General features: G+C 61.2%; 21 protein-coding genes. 15 read left to right on the forward strand and 6 right to left on the reverse strand.

What is annotated here, in order from left to right; genetic code table 11:
* The first annotated feature begins 6 nt into the window (after positions 1-6).
* Both B5E41_RS21825 and B5E41_RS21830 read left to right on the forward strand, forming a co-directional pair.
* The gene (locus tag B5E41_RS21825; protein ID WP_088396010.1) at positions 7-312 is read left to right on the forward strand and encodes a DUF1244 domain-containing protein; all 306 of its coding nucleotides are present in this window, start codon (positions 7-9) and stop codon (positions 310-312) included.
* Between the two features lie 91 nt (positions 313-403).
* A complete protein-coding gene (locus tag B5E41_RS21830) occupies positions 404-667 on the forward strand; it encodes a DUF2312 domain-containing protein (protein ID WP_008533181.1) in 264 nt (87 codons plus the stop codon).
* A 160-nt stretch (positions 668-827) separates the two neighbouring features.
* Here B5E41_RS21830 and B5E41_RS21835 read toward each other — a convergent pair whose 3' ends face one another.
* Positions 828-2,669, reverse strand: a complete 1,842-nt coding sequence (locus B5E41_RS21835; RefSeq protein ID WP_088396011.1) for a peptidoglycan L,D-endopeptidase MepK — start codon at positions 2,667-2,669, stop codon at positions 828-830.
* Positions 2,670-2,847: 178 nt separating this feature from the next.
* Positions 2,848-4,395 carry a sigma-54-dependent transcriptional regulator gene (locus tag B5E41_RS21840; RefSeq protein WP_088396012.1) on the reverse strand — a complete coding sequence of 516 codons (1,548 nt, stop codon included), beginning with the start codon at positions 4,393-4,395 and terminating at the stop codon, positions 2,848-2,850.
* A 208-nt stretch (positions 4,396-4,603) separates the two neighbouring features.
* On the opposite strand from B5E41_RS21840, the gene B5E41_RS21845 reads away from it, so the two are divergent.
* The 10 genes from B5E41_RS21845 to B5E41_RS21890 all read left to right on the forward strand — a co-directional run bounded on the left by B5E41_RS21845 (position 4,604) and on the right by B5E41_RS21890 (position 15,964).
* Positions 4,604-6,460: a M3 family oligoendopeptidase gene (locus B5E41_RS21845; protein WP_088396013.1), complete on the forward strand. Its 1,857-nt coding sequence runs from the start codon at positions 4,604-4,606 to the stop codon at positions 6,458-6,460.
* A gap of 215 nt (positions 6,461-6,675) precedes the next feature.
* The gene (locus B5E41_RS21850; protein WP_088396014.1) at positions 6,676-7,863 is read left to right on the forward strand and encodes an aminodeoxychorismate synthase component I; all 1,188 of its coding nucleotides are present in this window, start codon (positions 6,676-6,678) and stop codon (positions 7,861-7,863) included.
* The gene (locus B5E41_RS21855; protein ID WP_088396033.1) at positions 7,860-8,489 is read left to right on the forward strand and encodes an aminotransferase class IV family protein; all 630 of its coding nucleotides are present in this window, start codon (positions 7,860-7,862) and stop codon (positions 8,487-8,489) included. Before B5E41_RS21850 ends, B5E41_RS21855 begins: the two co-directional genes overlap by 4 nt.
* A 2-nt stretch (positions 8,490-8,491) precedes the next feature.
* Entirely contained in the window at positions 8,492-8,776 is a 285-nt protein-coding gene (locus B5E41_RS21860; protein WP_020922247.1) for a YciI family protein, read from the forward strand.
* Between the two features lie 188 nt (positions 8,777-8,964).
* Positions 8,965-10,416 (forward strand): homospermidine synthase, encoded by a 1,452-nt coding sequence (locus tag B5E41_RS21865; RefSeq protein WP_088396015.1) that lies wholly within the window; start codon positions 8,965-8,967, stop codon positions 10,414-10,416.
* A 174-nt stretch (positions 10,417-10,590) separates the two neighbouring features.
* Positions 10,591-10,965 carry an outer membrane lipoprotein Omp10 gene (gene omp10, locus B5E41_RS32335; RefSeq protein ID WP_088396016.1) on the forward strand — a complete coding sequence of 125 codons (375 nt, stop codon included), beginning with the start codon at positions 10,591-10,593 and terminating at the stop codon, positions 10,963-10,965.
* Between the two features lie 201 nt (positions 10,966-11,166).
* Positions 11,167-13,173 (forward strand): bifunctional metallophosphatase/5'-nucleotidase, encoded by a 2,007-nt coding sequence (locus tag B5E41_RS21875; protein WP_088396017.1) that lies wholly within the window; start codon positions 11,167-11,169, stop codon positions 13,171-13,173.
* A 122-nt stretch (positions 13,174-13,295) separates the two neighbouring features.
* Entirely contained in the window at positions 13,296-14,330 is a 1,035-nt protein-coding gene (hemH, locus tag B5E41_RS21880) for a ferrochelatase (protein WP_088396018.1), read from the forward strand.
* A 143-nt stretch (positions 14,331-14,473) separates the two neighbouring features.
* Entirely contained in the window at positions 14,474-15,505 is a 1,032-nt protein-coding gene (locus B5E41_RS21885) for an SPFH domain-containing protein (RefSeq protein WP_011426775.1), read from the forward strand.
* A 3-nt stretch (positions 15,506-15,508) separates the two neighbouring features.
* Positions 15,509-15,964, forward strand: a complete 456-nt coding sequence (locus B5E41_RS21890; protein WP_064804913.1) for an NfeD family protein — start codon at positions 15,509-15,511, stop codon at positions 15,962-15,964.
* Here the strand turns inward: B5E41_RS21890 and B5E41_RS21895 are convergent, their stop codons facing one another.
* Positions 15,965-16,960, reverse strand: a complete 996-nt coding sequence (locus tag B5E41_RS21895; RefSeq protein ID WP_088396019.1) for a KpsF/GutQ family sugar-phosphate isomerase — start codon at positions 16,958-16,960, stop codon at positions 15,965-15,967. It lies immediately after the preceding gene.
* Positions 16,961-17,100: 140 nt separating this feature from the next.
* Here B5E41_RS21895 and B5E41_RS21900 point away from each other — a divergent pair, with 140 nt between their 5' ends.
* Entirely contained in the window at positions 17,101-18,639 is a 1,539-nt protein-coding gene (locus tag B5E41_RS21900) for an outer membrane beta-barrel protein (protein WP_088396020.1), read from the forward strand.
* A 57-nt stretch (positions 18,640-18,696) separates the two neighbouring features.
* Here B5E41_RS21900 and galU read toward each other — a convergent pair whose 3' ends face one another.
* Positions 18,697-19,584, reverse strand: a complete 888-nt coding sequence (gene galU, locus B5E41_RS21905) for a UTP--glucose-1-phosphate uridylyltransferase GalU (RefSeq protein WP_088396021.1) — start codon at positions 19,582-19,584, stop codon at positions 18,697-18,699.
* 204 nt (positions 19,585-19,788) lie between these two features.
* On the opposite strand from galU, the gene B5E41_RS21910 reads away from it, so the two are divergent.
* Positions 19,789-21,012 (forward strand): lytic murein transglycosylase, encoded by a 1,224-nt coding sequence (locus B5E41_RS21910; protein ID WP_088396022.1) that lies wholly within the window; start codon positions 19,789-19,791, stop codon positions 21,010-21,012.
* A 91-nt stretch (positions 21,013-21,103) separates the two neighbouring features.
* On the forward strand, positions 21,104-22,336 hold the full coding sequence (locus tag B5E41_RS21915) for an SGNH/GDSL hydrolase family protein (RefSeq protein ID WP_088396023.1): 1,233 nt from the start codon (positions 21,104-21,106) through the stop codon (positions 22,334-22,336).
* A 24-nt stretch (positions 22,337-22,360) separates the two neighbouring features.
* On the opposite strand, the gene B5E41_RS21920 is transcribed toward B5E41_RS21915, so the two are convergent.
* Complete coding sequence (locus B5E41_RS21920; RefSeq protein ID WP_088396024.1) at positions 22,361-22,987, reverse strand: hypothetical protein; 627 nt, start codon at positions 22,985-22,987, stop codon at positions 22,361-22,363.
* A gap of 279 nt (positions 22,988-23,266) precedes the next feature.
* The coding region (locus B5E41_RS21925) for a transposase (protein WP_176439458.1) at positions 23,267-23,466 on the reverse strand (200 nt) is incomplete at its 5' end.

The following is a 23,466-nucleotide window of genomic DNA, read 5'->3' on the forward strand; positions in this document are numbered from 1 at the left end:
AGCGAGATGACGGCGCTCAGCAAGAAACAACAGACCGAATTCGAAGCCGCCGCCTTCCGGCGTCTGGTCGCGCATCTTCGTGACCGCAGTGACGTCCAGAACATCGATCTGATGAACCTGGCCGGCTTCTGCCGCAACTGCCTGTCGAACTGGTACCGCGAGGCCGCCGAGGCGGAGGGCGTTCCGGTCGGCCGGGACGAATCGCGCGAGATGATCTACGGCATGCCCTATGAGGACTGGAAGAACCTCCACCAGAAGGAGGCCTCGCCTGTGCAAAAGGCGGCATTTGAGCTGAACAAGCCACACAAATAGTCCGCTTGGCCTTTAACAGGCTTGACCGTGACGCCGCTTCGCGGCAGTCACGTGCATCCCGAATTGATCACCGAAAAATCAGGAGAACACGATGTCTGATGCTCATGGCGTCGCCCGCGATCAGCTTCGCGCTTTCATCGAGCGCATTGAACGGCTGGAAGAAGAAAAGAAGACCATCGCCGACGACATCAAGGACGTCTATGGTGAAGCCAAGGGAATGGGCTTCGATACCAAGATCCTGAAGAAGGTCGTGGCGCTGCGCAAGAAGGACGAGCAGGAGCGCATGGAGGAGGAAGCAATCCTCGACACCTATCTGCACGCACTCGGCATGATCGAGGCGCCGCCGGAAGGCTGATTCGGCAACATCGCTGCTTTGGAAAAGCCGTCGGATCTTCCGGCGGCTTTTCTTTTACGCCGGATCCTGCTGGCTAACCAACTGTCCAACCGCTCAAACAGTCAGAAGAAAAACCGCCGGATCACTCCGGCGGTTTTTCGGTCCGACGAGATCGGCAGGCTCAATTCGTGTTGAACTTGCGCACTTCCATGAAGTTGACGGCCGTGCCGCTGAAGCGGGCCGGATCGACCGAGGCGGTCTTGACGTTGAAGCCCTCGGCATAGACAGCGGTCGGTTGGGCGCGCATCGTCTGGCTGACGAAGCGCGGCGCCTTGACCTGCTTGGACGCCATTTCGAGACGGGCATTTGTCAGCGCCCACTGCGAGATCATCTTCTGCGTCAGCTTCGGCTCGGTACGCACCGTCGTGCGGCTGGCATCGGCCGCGGCGGCTTCCTTCTGCGTCGGGCGCCCGCCCTTGACCGGAAGGGGCTGCGGCGCGGGGCTCTCGGCAGCCGGGGCGTCGAAGGCGTCACCGAAGCTTGCCGACTTCGACGCTGGCGCCAAGGCAGCGAGCTGCAATGACGGCTTTTCGGCGGCCGCCTTTTGCGGCATCGCGGCGGCGATTGCCTGCTCTACGCTCATTTGAGACTCATGCGAGGCGACTTGGTTTTCCGTATCCTTGTTCTGCTGCTCGAGCGCGTCGGCGATGGCAGGAGACAGGCCGCCATCCTGATCGGCCTCGTCCGCCTCCGCTTCCGGATCGGCATCTGCCGCAGCAAGCAGATTTTCGGCAACGGCAGGGCGCTCGACCGGAGTAGGAACCGGCATACCGTTCTGCATATTCGGATCGACCGACGCGACCTCGGCGTCGCCAGGTGCGCGGCGCTGGCCGAGAAGCGAGGGAACTGGAATGCTGTAGGCGCTGAGATCGGCGAATTGCTGCGGCTGGGCCTGATCGGCCGGAAGCGCCGCGGCAAGAGCCTGCTGCGCGGCATTACCCGAAGACGGCGCCACCAGCGCGCTGGCCATTTCGCTGCCGGCCGGCTGGTTGCTGAAGGCCGGGCGAACCTGCGGCACCGGCGCATTCAGGGCTGCGACGTCGGTCTGCTGCGGCTCGGCAGGAGCAGGCTCCGCCTTCGGCGTCGTGGCCTTGGCGACAGCAACGGGAGCCGAATCGTCGGAATCGTCCTCCTGTTCGTCCGCCCCGCCGCCAAACAGCGCTGCAAACAGCGTCTTGTGCTTCGGCGCCGATTCGGACGCGCTGGCGATCTCGATCTGCGTGCCGCTGACGCGGCGCTTGTAATCGGCCATCGCCTGCTGGTAGCCGGGCAGCGGCTTGCCGTCGGCCGGAATGTGAATGGTGTTGCCGTTCGGGAACAGCCGGACGAGCTCGTCGCGGCTCATGCGCGGCCAGGCGCGAACGCCGCCGACATCCATGTGCACGAAGGGCGAACCGGATTTCGGATAGAAGCCGACGCCGCCGATCTGCATCTTCATGCCGATGGCCCTGAGCGTCGCAAGCTTGACGTCGGGAATGAAGAAGTCCATCGCCTTGCCGAGCATGTGCTGGCTCTTTTCGGCGACGCCGGAATTACGCGAGCGGCCGCGCAGCATCTCGTTGGTCGCCGGCGAACGGAAACCACAGACAACGTTGATGTAATCCCGCGAACCGCTCTGGCGATAGACTTCCCAGATCAGGTCGAACAGGCGCGGATCCATCTTGGTCGGCTGGTTCTTGCGCCAGTCGCGCAGAAAGCGGTTCAGCTGCTCCAGACCCTTCGGGTCGAACTTGCCGTTACGCTTGTAGGTGATGACGGCTTTTTCGCCAGTATGGATGAAATAGAGCTTGAGACTGCGGGTTTCGCCCGCTGCTTGAGAAGGCGTACTGACGAATACCGGCGAGGAAACCGCAAGCGCAAGAAGGGCGGCCGCCGCCGTCCTTATTGCCTTTCCGCAGATGTCGGCGCACAAAGAACGCCAGCTCAAGCGCGAAGGCTTGGAAATCCCATTCTGATTCGGCAACTCGATCCCCGTCAGACAGACAATGTCCCGTACTGTCTCAGATGACTGTCAAATGCGGTCACACGATGGCAAAAATGCCACACATGATCAACCTTTTCTTTACATAGTGAACGAGCCACTAACAAGTGGTTTATGATCAGTAACAAATCGTGGTTGCCCGAGTCTTAATAAATAGGGCCTAAGCCGCATCTTTCTGGGGATTATCGGGATCTATGCCGTAATCTTTGAGCTTGCGATAAAGTGTGGACCGGCCAATGCCAAGCTTGCGCGCCACTTGACTCATCTGCCCGCGATAGAATTTGAGTGCGAATCGGATGAGCTCCTCCTCAACGTCGGCAAGTTTGCGCACGTCTCCGGAGGGATTGACGCTGGCAATGGCATTTTCGGAAGTCTCCGACAGGCGGTGGTGGTGAACCTCCCCGTGCGTCGGAACCCGATATTCTTCGCTATATGCCTCGTCCGGGTCGAGGCCGGTATTGTCGGCAACGAGCGCGAGGTGATCCACCACTTCATATTCCGGAAGCTGGGCGGCGATCTGCGGGAAATCCGCCTCCGTCAGCTCCGGCCCTTCGGCGAGAACGACCGCACGGAAGATCGCGTTTTCGAGTTGGCGGATGTTGCCCGGCCAGTCATAGGCGGTCAGCAGCGCCAGCGTACCTGAATTCACGGTCATGCGGCGGCCGTTCTTCTGCTCGCTGGAGAAGCGGTCGGTAAAGACGCGCACCAGATGCGGGATGTCTTCCTTGCGCTTGCGCAGCGCCGGAATGGTAATCGGGAAGACGTTAAGGCGATAATAGAGGTCCTCGCGGAAATGGCCGTTCTTGACCTCTTCTATCAAATCCTTGTTGGTCGCCGAGATCAGCCGGACATTGACCTTGTGCGCCGTGCGCGCGCCGACCGTCTCGATCTCGCCCTGCTGCACGGCGCGGAGGAGTTTCACCTGCACCTCGAGCGGCAGGTCGCCGATCTCGTCGAGGAAGATGGTGCCGCCGTCGGCTTCCATGAATTTGCCAATGTGACGTTCGGTCGCGCCGGTGAAGGCGCCCTTCTCATGGCCGAAGAGAATGCTTTCGACCAGGTTATGCGGGATCGCCCCACAATTGACGGTGACGAACGGCTTGTTGGAGCGCTCGCCGCCGGATTGGATGGCGCGCGCCACCAACTCCTTGCCGACGCCGGATTCGCCTTCGAGCACGACAGGGATGTTGGATTGCGCCGCCCGCTGGGCGAGGTCGATGACGCGGATCATCGCCGGGCTGGCCGAAACGATGTCGTCGAAACCGACGGAGCCCGAGCGCGACCGACGTCCGGCCCGCGCCTTCACCTCGCGCTGATCTAGCTTCATGGCGTTGGAGATCGAGGTAGCGATACGTTCGGGCGAAACCGGCTTGACGACGAAATCGAAGGCGCCGGCGCGCATTGCCTGCACGACGGTCTCGATGCCGCCTTGACCCGTCTGAACGATGACCGGGATCTGCGTGCCGAATTCGTGCAGTGCATCGAGGAATTCGAGGCCGGTCATCTCCGGCATCATCAGGTCGAGCACGATGACGTTGAAAAGGCCGCTGTCGCGCTTGACCATTTCCAGGCCGATCCGGCCGTTTTCCGCCTGGTGCACGACATGGCCGTGACGCTCGATTGCGTTCTTGAGCAGACGGCGCTGCACCGGGTCGTCTTCGACCACGAGGATTTGCCCTGCTCCTTTGAGCTCATTGTAACCGGTCATTGTCGCTCCACTTCATGCGAAACCATGAAGCGCACTCTGGCAGAAAGGCTTGAACATCCAGTTTTGAGAAATAATTGCATTTTAACGATTACGATGGGCCGATTTCGTGCCGAAGCGGGGCCTTTTATGCGCCGAAAGCCCCTTGATGCGGGGCCTTCTCGCGCTTATTCAAACAGACCTGATATAAAAGTGGAGAGGAATTGCGCCCATGAAAATCGAGCCCCTGCACGCCGGCTTTTTTTTCTCGCCAGCAGCGCCAGCCGGGGCGGCGGCCGATCCGGCGCTCGGCGACCTGCCGGTCTGGAAGCTGCAGGATCTTTATCCCTCCGCCACGTCGACCGCCTTCGTCGCCGACATGGAAAAGGCAGGCAAGGCCGCGATCGCTTTCGAAGAAAAGTGGAAGGGCAAACTCGCCGAAGCAGCAGTGAAGACCGGCACTGAAGGCATCGGCGCGGCGCTGAAGGAATATGAGGCGCTTGACGATATCATGGGCCGCCTCGGCTCCTTTGCCGGCCTCACTTATTTCTCCGACACCACCAATCCGGCAAACGGCAAGCTCTACGGCGACGTCCAGGCCAAGATCACCGAATTCTCCGGCCATCTCCTGTTCTTCGCGCTCGAGCTGAACCGGATCGATGACGCCGTCATCGACGCTTGCATGGCCAAGGACCCCGATGCCGCCCATTATCGCCCCTGGCTGATCGACCTGCGCAAAGATAAGCCCTATCAGCTCGATGACAGGCTGGAGCAGCTCTTCCTTGAAAAGTCGATGACATCGGCCTCCGCCTTCAATCGCCTGTTCGACGAAACCATGGCTGAGCTTCGCTATGAGATCGATGGCGAGAAAGTGCCGCTCGAAGTGGCGCTGAACATGCTGCAGGAGAAGGATCCGGAAGTGCGCCGCAAGGCGGCCATGGCGCTCGCCGAAACCTTCAAGGCGAACATCCGCATCTTCACGCTGATCACCAATACGCTTGCCAAGGACAAGGATATCTCCGACCGCTGGCGCGGCTTCGAGGATATCGCCGACTCCAGGCATCTGGCAAACCGCGTCGAGCGAGAAGTCGTCGACGCCTTGGCTGCCGCCGTCCGGGAAGCCTATCCCCGCCTTTCGCACCGCTATTATAAAATGAAGGCGAAATGGCTCGGCATGGAGCAGATGAATTTTTGGGACCGCAACGCGCCCCTTCCGGAAACGTCGAGCGCCGTGATCTCCTGGTCAGACGCGAAGGACACTGTGCTCTCGGCTTACGGCAATTTCGCCGCCGAGATGGCCGATATCGCCAGGCGCTTTTTCGACGAGCAATGGATCGATGCCCCGGTTCGCCCAGGCAAGGCGCCCGGCGCCTTCGCTCATCCGACGGTTCCCTCGGCTCACCCCTACGTGCTCGTCAATTATATGGGCAAGCCGCGCGACGTCATGACGCTTGCCCACGAACTCGGCCACGGCGTGCACCAGGTTCTTGCAGGCGCGCAGGGCGCGCTGATGTGCCAGACACCGCTGACACTTGCCGAGACCGCTTCCGTCTTCGGCGAGATGCTGACCTTCCGCGCGCTCCTGGAAAAGACCACCGAAAGGCGCGAGCGCAAGGCGATGCTTGCCCAGAAGGTCGAGGACATGATCAACACGGTCGTGCGCCAGATCGCCTTCTACGAATTCGAGCGCCAGTTGCACACAGCCCGCAAGGCAGGCGAACTCACCGCCGATGATATTGGCGAGCTCTGGCTCTCCGTCCAGTCGGAAAGCCTCGGGCCGGCGATCAATATTTCAGAGGGCTACGAGACCTATTGGGCCTATATCCCCCACTTCATCCATTCGCCATTCTATGTCTACGCCTATGCCTTCGGCGATTGCCTGGTCAACTCGCTCTATGCCGTCTATCAGAAGGCCGGGAAGGGCTTCCAGGAGAAGTATTTCGAACTGCTGAAGGCCGGCGGCACCAAGCATCACTCCGAACTCTTGAAGCCTTTCGGCCTCGACGCCACCAATCCGTCGTTCTGGAGCCAAGGCCTGTCGATGATCGAGGGCCTGATCGATGAGCTGGAAGCGTTAGATAAAGCGTGAATTCTCGTCTCCAGGAGCGGAGAGGCGGCAACGAGTCCCTTCTCCCCACAGGGGAGAAGGTGCCGGCAGGCGGATGAGGCGGCGACATAGCAGAACCTGTCCTTCGCATATGCTCAGGACGTCGCTTCGCTCCTCCCCCTCATCTGCCCTTCGGGCATCTTCTCCCCCGGGGGGAGAAGAGAAAATACCTCGCCGTCCCAATCGCATCTTGTGTGATGAGGAGCAGAACAAACCGAAAGCGTTGCGTGGCCGATCAACCCTATATCCTCTTCCGCGACGACGCGACCGGCCAGGTGATGCTTTTCGCCGAGCCGGCTGAGATCGTCATTGCCCGGACGCGCAGCGAATTCTTCGCCGGCCTCGCCCGCATGGAAGAGGCCAGGGCCGACGGAAAATGGCTTGCCGGTTACATGGCCTACGAGGCCGGATATCTCTTCGAGGAAAAAATCGCGTCCTTTGCCGCAGAAGGTCGGGAAACGCCGCTCCTCTGTTTCGGCGTCTTCGACGCACCGCAGCCGGACACGCATCCACTTGCCCAGCCGAAACAGCGTCTCGAAAACGAGGAATTCCTCACCACCCCGAAGGCGGCCTGGGATTTCCCTATATATAAAGAGCGTTTCGACCGCCTTCACCAGCACCTGCGGCTCGGCGACGCCTATCAGGCGAACCTTACCATGCCGGTCGAAGCCCGCTGGAGCGGCGATCCCCGTGCCGCCTTCTGGTCGCTGATCGAACGCCAGCCGGTCAAATACGGCGCACTGGTCGATCTCGGCGGTCCGGTCATCCTGTCGCGTTCACCCGAACTCTTCTTCCGCACAGATGAGCAAGGCTGGATCGAAACCCATCCAATGAAGGGCACGGCGAAGCGCGGCGCTACCGCCGCCGAGGATGCCGAAATCATTGCGGCCATGCGGGCAGATATCAAGACGCAGGCGGAAAACCGCATGATCGTCGACCTCCTGCGCAACGACATCTCCCGCATCGCCGAGGTCGGCACGCTCGATGTCCCGAAGCTCTTCGACGTCGAGACCTATCCGACCGTCCACCAGATGGTGAGCCATGTGCAGGCCAGACTTCGATCCGGCCTATCGATCCGCGACATCTTTGCCGCCCTCTTCCCCTGTGGGTCGATCACCGGCGCGCCGAAGATCCGAGCGATGGAGATTCTCCACGTGCTCGAAGATACCCCGCGTGACGCCTATTGCGGCGCGATCGGAATGGTCTCGCCCACCGGCGCCATGCGTTTTTCCGTCGCCATCCGCACCGTCACGCTTTTCGACGGCGGCAAAGCGGTCTTCAATGTCGGCGGCGGCATCGTCTTCGATTCCACCGCCGAAGCCGAATATGAGGAATGCCTGCTCAAGGCCCGCTTTGCCGTGGGCGACCAATGGATCGCGCGATGACCGATTTCTCGCTGATCGAGACGTTGCGCTGGCAGCCCGGCGAAGGCTTCATCCGTCTGCGCCTGCATCTGGCCCGGCTTTCCCGCTCCGCCCGTCGGCTCGGTTTTCCGCAACCGACCGATGCGCAAACAAAGCTCGAAGCAACCGTAGCCGGCGCCGGCGGCGCGCTGCGCGTCCGCCTGACCTTCGACCCGCAAGGCGAGATCGAGGTGACAAAAGCGCCCTTGATCCGACTGGCGCCAGAGACCGTTTGGAACGTCCGTATCGCCAAGACCCGCCTCCACTCCGCCGACAGGCTGCTGCGCGTCAAGACCACACGGCGCACCGTCTACGAGACCGCCCGCGCCGAATATGCTCAGGCGGAAGCCGACGAGGTCATCCTCTTGAACGAGCGCGACGAAGTTTGCGAGGGCACCATCACCTCCATCTTTCTCGACGACGGAAGCGGCATTCTGCGCACCCCTCCGATTTCATGTGGCCTGCTCGCCGGCGTGCTGCGCACCGAACTCATCTGTGGGCGCAAGGCTCGCGTCGGCCATATGACCCTTGCCGATCTCGATGCCGGCACGCTTTATGTCGGCAACTCGCTGCGCGGACTGATCCGTGCAAACCTCCTCAGGAATTGATCATGTTCATTCTCTCCCTCACCTATCGCAAATCCAATGACGAAGCCGACAGGCACATGGAGCCGCATATGGCCTGGGTGAAGGAGGGCTATGCCAAGGGCTGGTTCCTCGCCTCCGGCCGCAAGGTGCCGCGCACCGGCGGCGCGATCATCGCCATCGGCGACCGCGCCGAAATCGAGGCCTATGTCGCCGCCGATCCCTTCACCATCCATGGCGTCGCCGAATACGACATCACCGAGCTTGCGGTGACGACGACGGTCGAAGGGCTGGAAATCCTGAAACGCTGATTTTGGCAGAGGCGGGGGATGATCCGTCGCCTGCCGGCCTCACCCGCCCGATATTTGACCTTTCCCGGTCAACACTCTTTATTGTGACGCCGTTTTGTGGTTAGAGCCGGTCACCTCGCAATTTCTGCGGCAATTTCAAAAGAATTCTTCAGGCTGATCGCCTTCGTCCCCTTCCACAGGAGAAAAGAATGACGGACAAGAACCACCCGGTATATGCCGAAATTACCGGTCCGATCGTGATGATCGGCTTTGGCTCCATCGGCCGCGGCACCCTGCCGCTGATCGAGCGCCACTTCAAATTCGACAAGAGCCGGATGGTCGTCATCGACCCGCGTGAAGAACCCTCCGACATGGAGATCCTGAAGAAACACGGCGTTCGCCACATTCAGGAATATGTCACCAAGGACAATTACAAGGAGCTGCTGAAGCCCCTGCTGACGAAAGGCGAAGGCCAGGGTTTCTGCGTCAACCTCTCGGTCGACACCTCCTCGCTCGACATCATCAAGCTCTGCCGCAAGCTCGACGTTCTCTATATCGATACGGTCGTCGAGCCCTGGCTCGGCTTCTATTTCGACAAGGGCATGAGCAATGCCGACCGCACCAACTATGCGCTGCGCGAGACGGTGCGCAAGGAAAAGGCGAAAAACCCCGGCGGCGCCACCGCCGTCTCCACCTGCGGCGCCAACCCGGGCATGGTCTCCTGGTTCGTCAAGCAGGCGCTCGTCAACCTCGCCCATGATACCGGCGTTAAATTCGACGAACCGGACCAGCACGATCGCGAAGGCTGGGCCAAGCTGATGAAGAAGGTCGGCGTCAAGGGCGTCCACATCGCCGAGCGCGACACCCAGCGCACCAAGCATCCGAAGCCGCTCAACGTCTTCTGGAACACCTGGTCCGTCGAAGGCTTCATCTCCGAAGGCATGCAGCCAGCCGAACTCGGCTGGGGCACGCACGAGCAGTGGATGCCGAAGAACGCCAAGAAGCACAAGAAGGGCAACAAGGCGGCGATCTACCTGGAGCAGCCGGGCGCCAACACCCGCGTGCGCACCTGGTGCCCGACCCCCGGCCCGCAATACGGCTTCCTCGTCACCCACAACGAGTCGATCTCGATCGCCGATTATTTCACGGTCCGCGACAAGGACGGCGAAGTCACCTTCCGTCCGACCTGCCACTATGCCTACCATCCGGCCAACGACGCCGTGCTCTCGCTGCATGAGATGTTCGGCAACGGCGGCACCCCGCAGCCGGTCCACCACGTACTTGACGAGGACGAGCTCGAGGACGGCATCGACGAACTCGGCGTCCTGCTCTACGGTCATGAGAAGAATGCCTACTGGTATGGTTCGCGCCTGTCGCTGGAAGAAACCCGCCGCATCGCGCCCTACCAGAACGCCACCGGCTTGCAGGTGACCTCCGCCGTTCTCGCCGGCATGGTCTGGGCGCTGGAAAATCCGAAGGCCGGCATCGTCGAGGCCGACGAGATCGATTACAAGCGCTGCCTCGAAGTGCAGATGCCCTATCTCGGCCCGGTCGAAGGCCACTACACCGACTGGACGCCGCTCGACGGACGTCCTGGCCTCTTCCCCGAGGATATCGACACCAAGGATCCCTGGCAGTTCAGGAACGTCCTCGTTCGCTGAAAATCGTCCTCACAGGATTTTGACAATGCCCGCCGCAAGGCGGGCATTTTTGTAACGCTGGCTGTATAAATGCCGCCCGCCGCTGCTCCAAGCCTTGCCATCATGGCGGACGCACGCCATGTTTTGCGCGAACTTGGCGGGTGACCGCCACGCCGATTCGCCGGGAGAAGCCTTATGAAAATCAGATCTGGTCTCGTTCTTGTCGGTGCAGCGGCCACTCTTGCCGCCTGCGTTTCATCAGGACCGCAACAGCGACCGATCGCAGTCGCGCCGCCTGCAACAAATTCTGTTGAAGGCGAATGGACGGACGCCAATGGCTTGACCTCCGCCTTCACGAATGGACAATTCGTAACCCGCACCAGCGACGGAACGAACACGCAAATGGCGTCGGGAACATATACAACCACCCCCGACGGAATCATCCAGATAAACCTTTACTCGAATGTTAAGCGGACGACTTCCCTTGTTAATTGCGCCTTGAGCGGCACGAGTCAGCTGAATTGTACGACTGCAACGAATTCGCAGTTCACGCTTACACGTCGTTTGTAATGCTTCAATATGGCCCTGCGAAAGCTCCCACTCGGGAGCTTTTTTGTTTTGGGCCTCTTGGAAAGCGCCGCTGCAAACCCAGCTTCCCTCTTGCGGCTATGCGTCGTTTGTTGAAACATCGGCACGCGGGAAACCGCCTGACACCACTATAGGGATCGGCGAGGATCAGGGGGATCTCTCGCCTCAATCAGGAGAACAGGGATGACGAAGTCTTTCAGCTTCGGTCTTTTGACCGCGTCCATGCTGGCGCTGAGCGCGGGCGCCGCCTTTGCCGATTACGAACTCAATATTCTTCATATCAACGATTTCCATTCACGCATCGAATCGATCAACAAATTCGATTCCACCTGCTCGGCCGAGGAGGAAGGCAAGAAGGAATGCTTCGGCGGCGCCGCCCGCCTGAAGACCGCGATCGACCAGCGCCGCCAGGCGCTATCGGGCAAGAATGTCCTGCTCCTGAATGCCGGCGACAATTTCCAGGGCTCGCTGTTCTACACTACCTATAAGGGCGCGGCTGAAGCAGAATTTTTGAACCTGATGAAGTTCGACGCCATGACCGTCGGCAACCATGAATTCGACGACAGCGAGGATGGGCTTGCGACTTTCCTCGACAAGGTGCAATTCCCCGTCGTGACGGCGAACGTCAAGGCGAGCACCGTCTCCAAGCTCGGCGACCGCATCAAGCCTTCGCTGGTGCTCGATGTCGGCGGCCAGAAGATCGGCATCGTCGGCGCCGTCACCAACGATACGCCAGAGCTCTCCTCCCCCGGCCCGAATGTCACAATCGAAGATGACGTTCAGACGATCACATCAGCCGTCCAGGGACTGAAGGGCCAGGGCGTCAACAAGATCATTGCGCTGACTCATGTCGGCTATCCCCGTGATCTCGCTTTCATCGCCAAGATTCCGGATGTCGACGTCGTCGTCGGCGGCCACTCCCATAGTCTGCTCTCCAATACCGATCCGAAGGCTGAAGGCCCGTATCCGACGATGGTCGACAACCCCGGCGGCTATAAGGTGCCGGTCGTCCAGGCCGCCTCTTACAGCAAGTACCTCGGCGACATCGTCGTCAATTTCGACGATAATGGCGTCGTCAAGGATGCCAAGGGCGACCCGATCCTGATCGACTCGTCCTTCACGCCCGATCCGGCCGTCGTCGCTCGCGTCGCCGAACTGGCAAAACCGATCGAGGAACTGCGCAAGAAGGTGATCGGCTCCTCCGAAAGTCCTATCGAGGGCGACCGCAAGGTCTGCCGCGTCAAGGAGTGCTCGATGGGCAATCTGGTGGCCGACGCCATGCTTGACCGCACGAGGAACCAGGGTGTCAGCATCGCCATTCAGAACGGCGGCGGCCTGCGCGCGTCTATCGACGGCGGCGATATCACCCAGGGCGAAGTCATCACCGTCCTGCCTTTCCAGAACACCCTCGCCACTTTTGAAGCAACCGGCGCGGACGTCGTCAAGGCGCTCGAAAACGGCGTCAGCCAGATCGATCAGGGCGCCGGCCGCTTCCCGCAGGTCGCCGGCCTGAAGTTCTCGTTCGACCAGTCGAAGCCTGCCGGCAGCCGCGTCAGCGATGTTCAGGTGAAGGAGGGCGACAATTTCGCGCCTGTCGATCCGGCCAAGACCTACAAGATCGCCACCAACAACTTCATGCGATCAGGCGGCGATGGCTATTCGATCTTCAAGGAAGGCAAGAACGCTTACGATTACGGCCCGGACCTTGCCGACGTGACCGCCGACTACGTCGCCGCGCATTCGCCTTATAAGCCCTATACCGATGGCCGCGTCACCGAAATCGGCGCGACCGTGGCACAGGCGCCCGCTGCCGAACCGGCGGCTCCCGCGCCGGCGGCACCTGCACCGGCCACTGAGCCAGCTCCTGCCCCGGCGGCCCCGGCTGCACCCGCTCCGGCTGCCGAGCCTGCCCCGGCCGCACCCGCACCAGCCACCGAGCCTGCCCCTGCCGCGCCAGCTCCGGCAACACCGGCAGCTCCCGCGCCCGCGACAGAACCGGCGCCCGCGGCCTCCGCACCCGCCGCAACAACACCTTCCACCCATGTCATCGCGGCCGGCGACACTTTCTGGGATCTGGCTGTGACCTTCTATGGTGACGGCACACTGTGGCGGAAGCTTTCTGAGGCCAACGGCAAGCCGAACCCGCGCCACCTGACGGTTGGCAAGGAGATCCAGGTTCCTGCAAAGTAAGACGATTTGTCTCGACACCATCGGCCGGCTCGGGTTTCCCGGGCCGGCTTTTCTTTCTATAGGGTGAACTATGTTCTCGAGGCTGCGTATAAGCCGACGAGACAACGACCGTTGGGGCCAGAATGACAGCAGATATTTCACTCCGCCGGGCGGATCATCCAGCCATCAAATCAGGCAAGATCGGCGTACTGCTGGTCAATCTCGGCACGCCCGACGGCACCGACTACACCTCGATGCGCCGCTATCTCAAGGAGTTCCTGACCGATCGCCGCGTCATCGAATGGTCGCCCTGGAAATGGTATCCGATCCTCTTTGGCATCGTGCTCAACACCCGTCCGCAGAAGGTCGGCAAGGCCTACGAACTGATCTGGAACAAGGAGAAGAACGAAAGTTATCTCCGCACCTACACGCGCAACCAGGCTGAACTGATGGCCAAGCGCCTGCACGATCTTGCCAACGTCAAGGTCGACTGGGCGATGCGTTATGGCACGCCGTCGATCGCTTCACGCATCGAGACGCTGAAGCAGGAGGGCTGTGACCGTATCGTGCTCTTTCCGCTCTATCCGCAATATGCGGCAGCGACGACCGCGACCGTGAACGACAAGGCCTTCCAGAAGCTGCTCTCGATGCGCTGGCAGCCGGCGCTGCGCACCGTGCCGGACTATCATGACGACGAGACCTATATCGAGGCGCTCGCCCAGTCCGTCGAAAGGCATCTTTCGTCGCTCGACTGGAAGCCGGACATGCTGCTCGCCTCCTTCCACGGCATCCCGATGTCCTATTTCAAGCAGGGCGACCCCTATTACTGTCAATGCCAAAAGACCGGCCGGCTCCTGCGCGAACGGCTCGGACTGACCCAGGAAAACTTCATGGTCACCTTCCAGTCCCGCTTCGGGCCGGAAGAATGGCTGCAACCCTATACCGACAAGACAGTGGAAAAGCTCGCTCAGGACGGCGTCAAGCGTATCGCCGTCATCAATCCCGGCTTCGTCTCCGACTGCCTAGAAACGCTGGAAGAAATCGCCGAACAAGCCGCGCATTCCTTCCACGAGAACGGCGGCGACAAGTTCACCCATATCCCCTGCCTCAACGACAGCGATGACGGCATGAAGGTGCTGGAAAAGGTGGTCCGCCGCGAATTGCAGGGTTGGGTCTGAGAAGAAGCCAAAGACCTTGCCGAGAACCTCCTTTTCACCTGGAGGTGGTGCATGCGCGTGTCATTTCTTCCTCGCAAAGAACATGCTAATTCACCACATCAGTTGTGAGGCGCGTGCGCATGCGCCGATGGGAGGAATTTTTCATGCTGTTCGGCGGCTTCGACATCGTCGTGATCGTGCTGGTCATCTTCGTCATTCTGGTGCTCTTTGCCGGGATCAAGACGGTGCCGCAGGGCTATCGCTACACCATTGAGCGCTTTGGCCGCTATACCCGCACGCTGGAGCCGGGCCTTAACCTCATCACTCCCTTCATCGAGCGCGTCGGGGCGCGGATGAACGTGATGGAGCAGGTGCTGAATGTGCCGACCCAGGAAGTGATTACCAAAGACAATGCCTCGGTTTCAGCCGATGCCGTCGCATTCTTTCAGGTTCTGAATGCCGCCCAGGCCGCCTACCAGGTTTCTCACCTCGAAAATGCCATTCTCAATCTCACCATGACCAACATCCGCTCGGTTATGGGTTCCATGGATCTCGACGAACTGCTTTCCAATCGCGACGCGATCAATGACCGGCTGCTGCGCGTCGTCGACGAGGCGGTGCAGCCTTGGGGCATCAAGGTCACCCGCGTCGAAATCAAGGACATCCAGCCGCCGCGCGACCTCGTCGATGCGATGGCCCGCCAGATGAAGGCCGAGCGCGAGAAGCGCGCCCAGGTGCTGGAAGCCGAAGGCGCGCGCAACGCGCAGATCCTCAGGGCCGAGGGCGCCAAGCAATCCGCCATTTTGCAGGCAGAAGGCCAGCGCGAGGCCGCCTTCCGCAACGCCGAAGCCCGCGAGCGACTGGCCGAGGCCGAAGCCAAGGCGACGAAGATGGTCTCCGAAGCGATTGCTGCCGGTGACGTTCAGGCGATCAACTATTTCGTCGCCCAGAAATACACCGAAGCGCTCGCCGCGGTCGGCTCGGCGCCCAATTCCAAGATCGTGCTGATGCCGATGGAAGCCTCTTCCATCCTGGGCTCGCTGGGCGGCATCGGCGCCATCGCCCGCGAAGTGTTCGGTGACGCCGGCAATCCGCCGCCGCCTTCCCCGCCGCGTCCGCGTCCCGCGCCGATCCGCTCTACGCCGCCGATCAATCCGCCGGCCCCCAATCCTTTCAATCCGGATCAGGAGCGATAAGCCATGCTGGCGAAGATCATCGCGGAACTCGGCCCATGGAACTGGTGGGTTGCAGGCCTCGTGCTGCTCGCCGCCGAAATGATCGTGCCCGGTTTCTTCCTGGTCTGGATCGGCCTCGCGGCCTTGATAGTCGGCGCATTGTCGCTGCTCTTCTGGGACAGCGCCTTCTGGATCTGGGAAATCCAGGCGATCCTTTTTGCGCTTCTGGCCGTGGCCACGACCTTTGCCGGCCGCCGACTGACGCTGCGCAACGCCGAGACCGACGAGCCCTTCCTCAATCAGCGCGGCGCAAGTCTTGTCGGACGCACCGCCACGCTGCAGGAGCCGATCCGCGAGGGCCGCGGCCGCATCCGCCTCGACGATACGCTATGGCAGGTAATGGGGCCTGATTTGCCCGTTGGAACACAGGTGAAGGTAATCTCGTGTCACGGCCGCGACCTGCGGGTCGAACCGGTCTGATCAGGCGACGCCGATCCGCAGCAGGTCATGGAAGTGCACCAGCCCGATAGGCCGGCTGTCCTCGTCGATGACGATCAGGGCGCCAATGTGGTGCTGGTTGAGCAGCGCCAGGGCCGCCGTCGCCAGCATCGTCGGTTTCACCGTCTTCGGCGTCTTCGTCATGATGTCGTCGACGGCAAGCTCGGCAAGATTGCGGCTCAGGTTCCGAGCCATGTCGCCTTCGGTGACGATGCCGCAGAGCCGTCCGTCCTCGTCGAGCACACCGACGCAGCCAAAATGCTTGCGCGACAGCACCGTGATCGCCTCCGGCATCGGCGTGCCCTTGGCAACGAGCGGCAGCTTCTCGCCGATATGCATGATATCGGCGACATGCATCAGGCTCGCACCCAACTTGCCGCCGGGATGGAAGACGTGGAAATCGGTGGCGGTAAAGCCCCGCGCCTCCAGAAGCGCCACCGCCAGGGCATCGCCGAGCGCAAGCTGCATCAGCGTCGAGGTCGTCGGCGCCAAGCCGTTGGGGCAGGCCTCCTGCTCGTTCGGCACCAGAAGGACGATATCGGAGGCCGTAGCAAGCGAAGAACGTTCGCTGCAGGTGATTGCGATCAGCGGAATGGAGAAGCGCCGCGTGTAGGAGATGATGCTCTTGAGCTCGGCGCTCTCGCCGCCCTTGGAAATCGCCAAGACGACGTCATCGCGCGCGATCATGCCGAGATCGCCATGATTGGCTTCGGCCGCATGTACGAAAAAGGCGGGGGTGCCGGTCGAGGCGAATGTCGCTGCGAGCTTGGTACCGATATGGCCGCTCTTGCCGACGCCGGTAACGATGACCCGCCCGGAGATGTCGCCGATGATCTCGACGGCGCGGGTGAAAGGACCGGCCAGTCCGTTGTCAAAGGCCTGTTCGAGCGCTTCAAGACCGCGTTTCTCGGTCTCTATCGTGCGTTTTGCCGATTCGAGCACGCTGTTTTCAACGAGTTTGATCGCTCTTCTGTTCATGGAGATGCGTTAGACCTTTTCACTTTCCAAGTCCACCCCGCACCATTTCCGAATTGTGAACAGCGCCCGCCGAGAGCAACGAATGATTAACCACAAGGCTTTACCTTTGAGTAAGAACCGAAAGCATGTCAGGCGAGTGAATGGGCCAGCCAAAACAGACGAGCAGTGTGACGCCGCTCCGCGCGATGAGGCGTGTCGTCTGCTTTACTGCGTTCGGCACACTGCTGTTCGGCCAGACTGCGGCACCCGCACAGTCCGCCACGTTGCAGTCGGCGACCAGCCGCGCGGTGTCCTCCGAGAACAATCGCGCGACGACCGGCGCGGCATCCGAAGCCGGCCTCGATGACGAGAGCGACGGTTCGGCCACGCCGGCGGCAAACAGTGCGGCCGCAAACGCGGACGATGCCCAGAGGCCCGCCATACCGGACGCGCAATCCGGCGACGACATTACCGGCTCCATCCTTGATGAGGACATGCGCCGACTGAACACTCGTGAAGCGCGGATCGACGAGACGCCGCCGGTCCGCAGGGCTGGCGAAAGTGCCTCGACGGCAGAAACACCCGGCATTCCGATCGGCACCTTCGTGCTCCGTCCGAGCGTGACCCAAAGCATCAACACCGAGACCACCAAGGACGGCAATACCAGGCAGCGGCGCGCTTTCCTCGAAACGGACGCAGCCGCGACGCTCACCTCCGACTGGGGACGACACCAGCTGACCGTCACGTCGGAAGGCGCCTGGCAGAGGAATATCAGCGGCGAAGGCGAGGAGCAGCCGTCTTTCAAGGTGAACGGCGATCTCCGGCTGGACCTTGCCGACGACACGGTGGCGCACCTCACGGCCGGCTACAATTTCTACCGCGAGGATACGGACGATCCCGACGCCATCGCCGATGCTGCACAGCAGTCCGATGTGCAGGAGTTCACCGCCGGCGCCTCCGTCCAGCGCGATTTCGGCATCCTGCGCGGCACGACGGCGCTGGCACTGAACCGTTCGATCTATTCCGACGCCACGCTTGCGAACGGCACGACCGTGGCGTTGAGCGATCGCAATCAGACGACCGGTACGTTGCGCGGTCGCGTCGGCTACGAACTGTCGCCCGCGCTCATCCCCTTCATTGAGGCCACGATCGGCCGTACGATCTATGACGAGACGCGCGATTCCGCCGGTTACGAGCGCTCAGGCCATAGCTATGGCGCCAAGGCCGGCGTCGAGGTCGACCTCGGCGAAAAGCTGAAGGGTGAAGTCGGCGTCGGCTACGAAAGGGCGGATTTCGAGGACAGCCGGCTCGCCTCGATCGATACGGCCACGCTCGATGCGAGCCTGCTTTGGTCGCCGATCCGCGGCACCGACGTCAATCTCGACCTGCAGACGAGCATCCAGCCCTCGACCACCGCCGGCGAGAGCGGCTACGTCTCGCATGCGCTGACGACGACGGTCACCCACCAGCTGCGCGACAATCTGGTCGGAACCATGATCGGCGGCGTCATATGGCGCGATTATCCGACCGACAGCACCATCAACGACGAGCTCGTCTATACTGCGGCGACCGGCCTGACCTGGAACATCAACCGCTATCTCGATCTCACCAGCACGCTCGGCTACGAGCTGACGACGCGCAAGGGCGGCGACGACTCGCAGCAATGGCGCGCCGGCGTCGGCCTGAAGCTGAAAAGATAAACGCCGCGCCTCCGGTGGGAGGCGCGGCGCTCGATCGTTCATAGCTGCTCGCAAACCTTAATTCAGGCCGGCAAGCAGTTCCTTGAAGCCGCCTTCGACCGACGGACGGATATCGGCGCGTTCGAGGGCGTAGGCGACATTGGCCAGGATGAAGCCATCCTTGGCGCCGCAGTCGTAGGTCGTGCCACGGAAGTGGTAGCCGGCGAAATCCTGTTCCTTCAGCAGCTTCAGCATGCCGTCGGTAAGCTGGATTTCGTTGCCGGCGCCGCGCTCCTGGGTTTCGAGGATCCTGAAGATCTCAGGCTGCAGGATGTAGCGGCCGTTGATGAAGAAATTCGAGGGTGCTGTTCCCTTGGCAGGCTTTTCCACCATGCCGGTGATGCGGAAGCCTTCCCCGATCGCTTCGCCGACGCCGACGATGCCGTATTTATGAGCCTGATCGGGGGCACATTCCTCGACGGCGATGATATTGCCGCCGCTCTGGCCGTAGAGGTCGATCATCCCCTTCATGCAGCCCTTGTCGCCCTTCATGATCATATCCGGCAGCAGCAGCGCAAAAGGTTCGTCGCCGACGATTTCGCGGGCGCACCAGACGGCGTGACCGAGGCCGAGCGGTTCCTGCTGGCGGGTGAAGCTTACCGTGCCCGCCTTCGGCAGTTGCTCGGCAAGAAGCGTGATTTCCGCCTCCTTGGCGCGCTCGCGCAGCGTCTGTTCCAGCTCGAAATGAATGTCGAAATAGTCTTCGATAATGTGCTTGTTGCGTCCGGTGACGAAGACCAGATGCTCGATTCCGGCTTCCAGCGCCTCATCGACGACATATTGAATGATAGGCTTGTCGACAACGGTCAACATTTCCTTCGGAACAGCCTTCGTTGCCGGCAGGAAACGCGTTCCCAACCCTGCCACCGGAAAAACTGCCTTACGAACTTTATTGTGATGCGCCACACAGGCCTCCTGCTTTGACTAAATCGCCTTTTAAATAAAGCCGTTCACGTCTGACTAGTATAGAATTGCGACTGTTTTGCAATGGTGACCGCCGCGGGCCGCCATGGTAAAGAATTTGTTGACTCCGTTCCTGTAGTCTCGGGTCTGGGCGGACATGATGCCCCTGCTGCACCCAAAAACTGAAGATGACGGATACGACTGTCGATGATCCAGAATCACAAAAACTCCCTTCGTGGTCTTGCTCTCGCCCTCGCTGTCGCCGCCCAGGTAGGGCTGGCCCCCGACAGCGCGAAAGCCGATTCCCGGTTCCAGAAATGGATCGCGGATTTTTACCAAACAGCCGCTGAGAGTGGCATCAGTAAGGCAACCTATCAAAAGGCCTTTTCCGGGGTGAGCGAACCCGACCCGACCGTGCTCGAAAAGGCGGCCTATCAACCGGAATTCACCTCGAAGATCTGGGATTACATTGATTCCCGCGTTAACCCCTACACCGTCAGGATCGGCCGCGAGATGGCCGTCAAGCATGCGCGGACGCTCAATGCGATCGAGCAACGCTTCGGCGTCGACAAGACCATTCTGCTCGCGATCTGGTCGATGGAATCGAATTACGGCGCGATCCTCGACAAGGACGATCGGCTGCACTATGTGCCGCGCGCACTGGCAACCCTTGCCTATGCCGATCCGAGCCGGGCCAAATTCGCCAAGAAGCAGCTGGTTGCCGCGCTGAAAATCCTGCAGAACGGCGATGTGCCGGCACGTCAGATGACCGGCTCCTGGGCGGGCGCCATGGGCCACACTCAGTTCATCCCGACAAGCTACCTGCTCTACGCTGTCGATGCCGACGGCAACGGCCATCGCGATATCTGGAATTCGGTGCCGGACGCGCTTGCGACCTCGGCCAATCTGCTGATGAAGAACGGCTGGGATACCGGCAAGACCTGGGGCTACGAGGTCGTCGTTCCCGCCGCGGCCGCCAAGCAGGCCGGCAAGACCCATACGCTCGCCCAATGGGCGGAGCTCGGCTTGAAACGGCCGAACGGCAAGGCCTTCCGCGACGGCGGCACCAAAGCCGTGCTGAAAATGCCGGCCGGTGCCGGCGGCCCCGGCTTCCTGATGACGGCAAATTTCTTCACCATCAAGAACTACAATGCGTCGGACAGCTACGCGCTTGCCGTCGGCCTGCTGGCCGACCAGATCGCCGGCTATGGCGGCATGCAGCAGCGCTGGCCGCGTCCCGACGGCGCGCTCGACATCACCGAGAAATTCGAGCTGCAAACTCGTCTCAAGACGCTCGGCTATTACAATGGCGAGGTTGACGGCAATTTCGGCTCGGGTTCGAAAGCGGCGATATCGGCCGTGCAGGAGCGCATCGGCATGCAGCCGGACGGCGAGCCCTCGCTGCCGCTTTTGAACGCCCTTCGCCGCTAGGCGCGGACGCCGGACAATAATCTGATTGGAAGCGGCAGAACCGCGACCTAAATAATAAGCGGAGTGGACGCTGGCCTGCCCTGCGTGCAAGATGCCGGCAGATGCGGAACTGCCTATGACGAAAACTGATCGAACTCCAATCCGCTGGCTCGCGCTCGCCTTGACGACGGCTGCGCTATACCTCGCCGCGCTTGCGCCCATTCGTATCGCCGAAGCCCAGGAGCAGCGCTACCAGCGTCGCTCGATCCTCGATTTCTTCCTGGGCCGGCGTTATCTCGACGACGAGCCGCAGGCGCCTGATGTCGAGCAGCCGAGACGCCAGCAGCGCAAGCGCCTGCCGGCGCAGAAAGCCGTGATCAATACCCGCACCGCATCGCCTGTGCGGCCGCCCGTGCAGGAAGAGCCGGTCGTGCAGAAGCTTGGCGACGCCCGGAAAATTCTCATCGTCGGCGATTTCCTTGCCAGCGGCCTCGGCGACGGGCTTACCGCCGCCTTCGAGACTTCACCGGGCGTTGTCGTCGAAGCCCGCGGCAACATTTCCTCAGGACTTGTCCGCGACGACTATTACAACTGGCCGGAACAATTGCCGAAGATGATCGACGAGCTGAAGCCGGCAACGGTCGTCGTCATGATCGGCGCCAATGACCGCCAGCAGATGGTGACCGACAGCGCCAAGGAGAAGTTCCGCACCGATGGCTGGTTTACCGAATATCGCAGCCGTGTCCTTTCTTTCGGCAAGGAAGTCACCAGCCGCAAGATACCGCTGCTCTGGGTCGGTCTTCCCGCCTTCGAATCCGATCAGATGACGGCCGATGCTGTCCAGATGAACCAGCTCTATCGTAACCAGGTCGAGAGCATCGGCGGTGAATTCGTCGATATCTGGGATGGGTTTGTCGACGAAAACGGCAATTTCATCGTCACCGGTTCCGACGTGAACGGCCAGCAGGTGCGCCTGCGCACCTCCGACGGCATCAACCTTACCCAGGCCGGCCGCCGCAAGCTTGCCTTCTATGTGGAAAAGCCCGCCCGCCGGATTCTCGGCACCCAGGCAAGCCCCGATCTGGTGCGCCTCGATGAAAGCAATTTGCCGGGTCTCGGCCTTCCCACCAATCCGGTCGAGCACACCGTGCCGATCAGCCTCTCCGATCCCAATCTCGACGGCGGCGCCGAGCTCCTTGGTGCAAGACCGCCACCGGTGACGCTGACGAAATCGCCGCGCGATCTCCTGGTCGAGCAGGGCGAGATGACGCCGGCGCCTGTCGGTCGCGTCGACGACTATCGCATGCCGGCGGCCAAGACGCCGGCCGAAGTCTCGGTGAAATAAAAAACTCCACGCGAGACGGCCTTCTTACGCCGCCTGCGGCCAGCTCAGATAATAGTAGTTCGAGCCGATCAGCCCGAAGAAGGCATTGCTGTCGTTCGTCTGGTCGACATAGTTGCCGTTCTCCTTGACAAAGGCGCCGTCGGAGCCGCGCTCCAGATGCGCATCGAGGAAATCGCTCCAGCCGCTGATATCGATCGCCTCGCCGGCCTTGCTTTCCGTGTCGGCCTCATCCGGATCATCAACGTCCCAGGCGGGGATCGACACGCCCTGCGTCGGATCGGAGATGGTGAGCGTGCCTGCTTCGAGCGCAGCCAGCATGTCAAGGGCCTTGCCGCTTTCGCCTTCGGCCGCGGCCGCTTCCTGCAACTGCTGCTTCAGCATCGACATGAAGGAGGCGCTGGTCACATCGGCGCTGTCGCCGGTCGTGTCGGTCTCGTCGGAGGTGTCGTCCTTGGACGAAAGCGCGTCGAGTAGCCCCGACAGCGCCTGATTGGAGAGAAGCGACGGGGAGCTCGAATCGAGTCCGTAGCTGCGCAGAATGCTTGCCGCCGACGAACTCTGCGTATCCTCCAAGCTTTCATCGGAGCTACGAAGATTCTTCAAGGCGTATTGGGTCGAAACCATCCTGGTATTATCGAGTGCAGAAACCATTTGAATAATCCTTGTCGATCATTCGCGACGGCTCCTCCTGAGCCCGCGTCAGGCATAAGCCTCACCGCCCGGCATTGCTTGAGGCTTGCGTCCCACCCAGGCGCGTCAAGCGGTCGCACCGGCAAAAAGAAGTCCCACCGGACGCGCCGCACACGATAAAAAACTCCGCCGGAAAGGCGGAGTCAGGCTGCTGACAAACCCCGTCATTTTTTGGCGGGGTTTTGTTTTGTATTGATATTGGTGGCTTGAACGACTTGCGATGGCGGGCTTTCGGAGGCGTCATCGCCTCATGCGCGTTGGTTTTGGTGCCGTTGTGAGGGCCATCGCGATCTTCTTGATGTTCTGCGCTGCGGCTGCCAGCAGGCACTGGCATGCGACGCGGATTTGACTTCGGAAGCGGGCATAGCGATGTCCGTGAAGCTGTTTGGCATCCGCGAAGGAGCGTTCGACCGTCTCCTTTCGCCGCTTGTAGATTGCTT

The sequence above is a fragment of the Rhizobium esperanzae genome, from assembly GCF_002204185.1.
Lineage (GTDB): Bacteria > Pseudomonadota > Alphaproteobacteria > Rhizobiales > Rhizobiaceae > Rhizobium > Rhizobium esperanzae.

Bases quoted from the DNA above. Each gene is read 5' to 3' on its own strand.
- B5E41_RS21850 (WP_088396014.1), top strand. From the start codon at position 6,676: ATGAGGAGCAGAACAAACCGAAAGCGTTGCGTGGCCGATCAACCCTAT.
- B5E41_RS21830 (WP_008533181.1), top strand. From the start codon at position 404: ATGTCTGATGCTCATGGCGTCGCCCGCGATCAGCTTCGCGCTTTCATC.
- B5E41_RS21860 (WP_020922247.1), top strand. From the start codon at position 8,492: ATGTTCATTCTCTCCCTCACCTATCGCAAATCCAATGACGAAGCCGAC.
- omp10 (WP_088396016.1), top strand. From the start codon at position 10,591: ATGAAAATCAGATCTGGTCTCGTTCTTGTCGGTGCAGCGGCCACTCTT.
- B5E41_RS21915 (WP_088396023.1), top strand. From the start codon at position 21,104: ATGCCGGCAGATGCGGAACTGCCTATGACGAAAACTGATCGAACTCCA.
- B5E41_RS21910 (WP_088396022.1), top strand. From the start codon at position 19,789: ATGATCCAGAATCACAAAAACTCCCTTCGTGGTCTTGCTCTCGCCCTC.
- B5E41_RS21840 (WP_088396012.1), bottom strand. From the start codon at position 4,395: ATGACCGGTTACAATGAGCTCAAAGGAGCAGGGCAAATCCTCGTGGTC.
- B5E41_RS21825 (WP_088396010.1), top strand. From the start codon at position 7: ATGACGGCGCTCAGCAAGAAACAACAGACCGAATTCGAAGCCGCCGCC.
- B5E41_RS21865 (WP_088396015.1), top strand. From the start codon at position 8,965: ATGACGGACAAGAACCACCCGGTATATGCCGAAATTACCGGTCCGATC.
- B5E41_RS21845 (WP_088396013.1), top strand. From the start codon at position 4,604: ATGAAAATCGAGCCCCTGCACGCCGGCTTTTTTTTCTCGCCAGCAGCG.
- B5E41_RS21920 (WP_088396024.1), bottom strand. From the start codon at position 22,987: ATGGTTTCTGCACTCGATAATACCAGGATGGTTTCGACCCAATACGCC.
- B5E41_RS21895 (WP_088396019.1), bottom strand. From the start codon at position 16,960: ATGAACAGAAGAGCGATCAAACTCGTTGAAAACAGCGTGCTCGAATCG.
- B5E41_RS21900 (WP_088396020.1), top strand. From the start codon at position 17,101: ATGGGCCAGCCAAAACAGACGAGCAGTGTGACGCCGCTCCGCGCGATG.
- hemH (WP_088396018.1), top strand. From the start codon at position 13,296: ATGACAGCAGATATTTCACTCCGCCGGGCGGATCATCCAGCCATCAAA.
- B5E41_RS21875 (WP_088396017.1), top strand. From the start codon at position 11,167: ATGACGAAGTCTTTCAGCTTCGGTCTTTTGACCGCGTCCATGCTGGCG.
- B5E41_RS21890 (WP_064804913.1), top strand. From the start codon at position 15,509: ATGCTGGCGAAGATCATCGCGGAACTCGGCCCATGGAACTGGTGGGTT.
- B5E41_RS21885 (WP_011426775.1), top strand. From the start codon at position 14,474: ATGCTGTTCGGCGGCTTCGACATCGTCGTGATCGTGCTGGTCATCTTC.
- B5E41_RS21855 (WP_088396033.1), top strand. From the start codon at position 7,860: ATGACCGATTTCTCGCTGATCGAGACGTTGCGCTGGCAGCCCGGCGAA.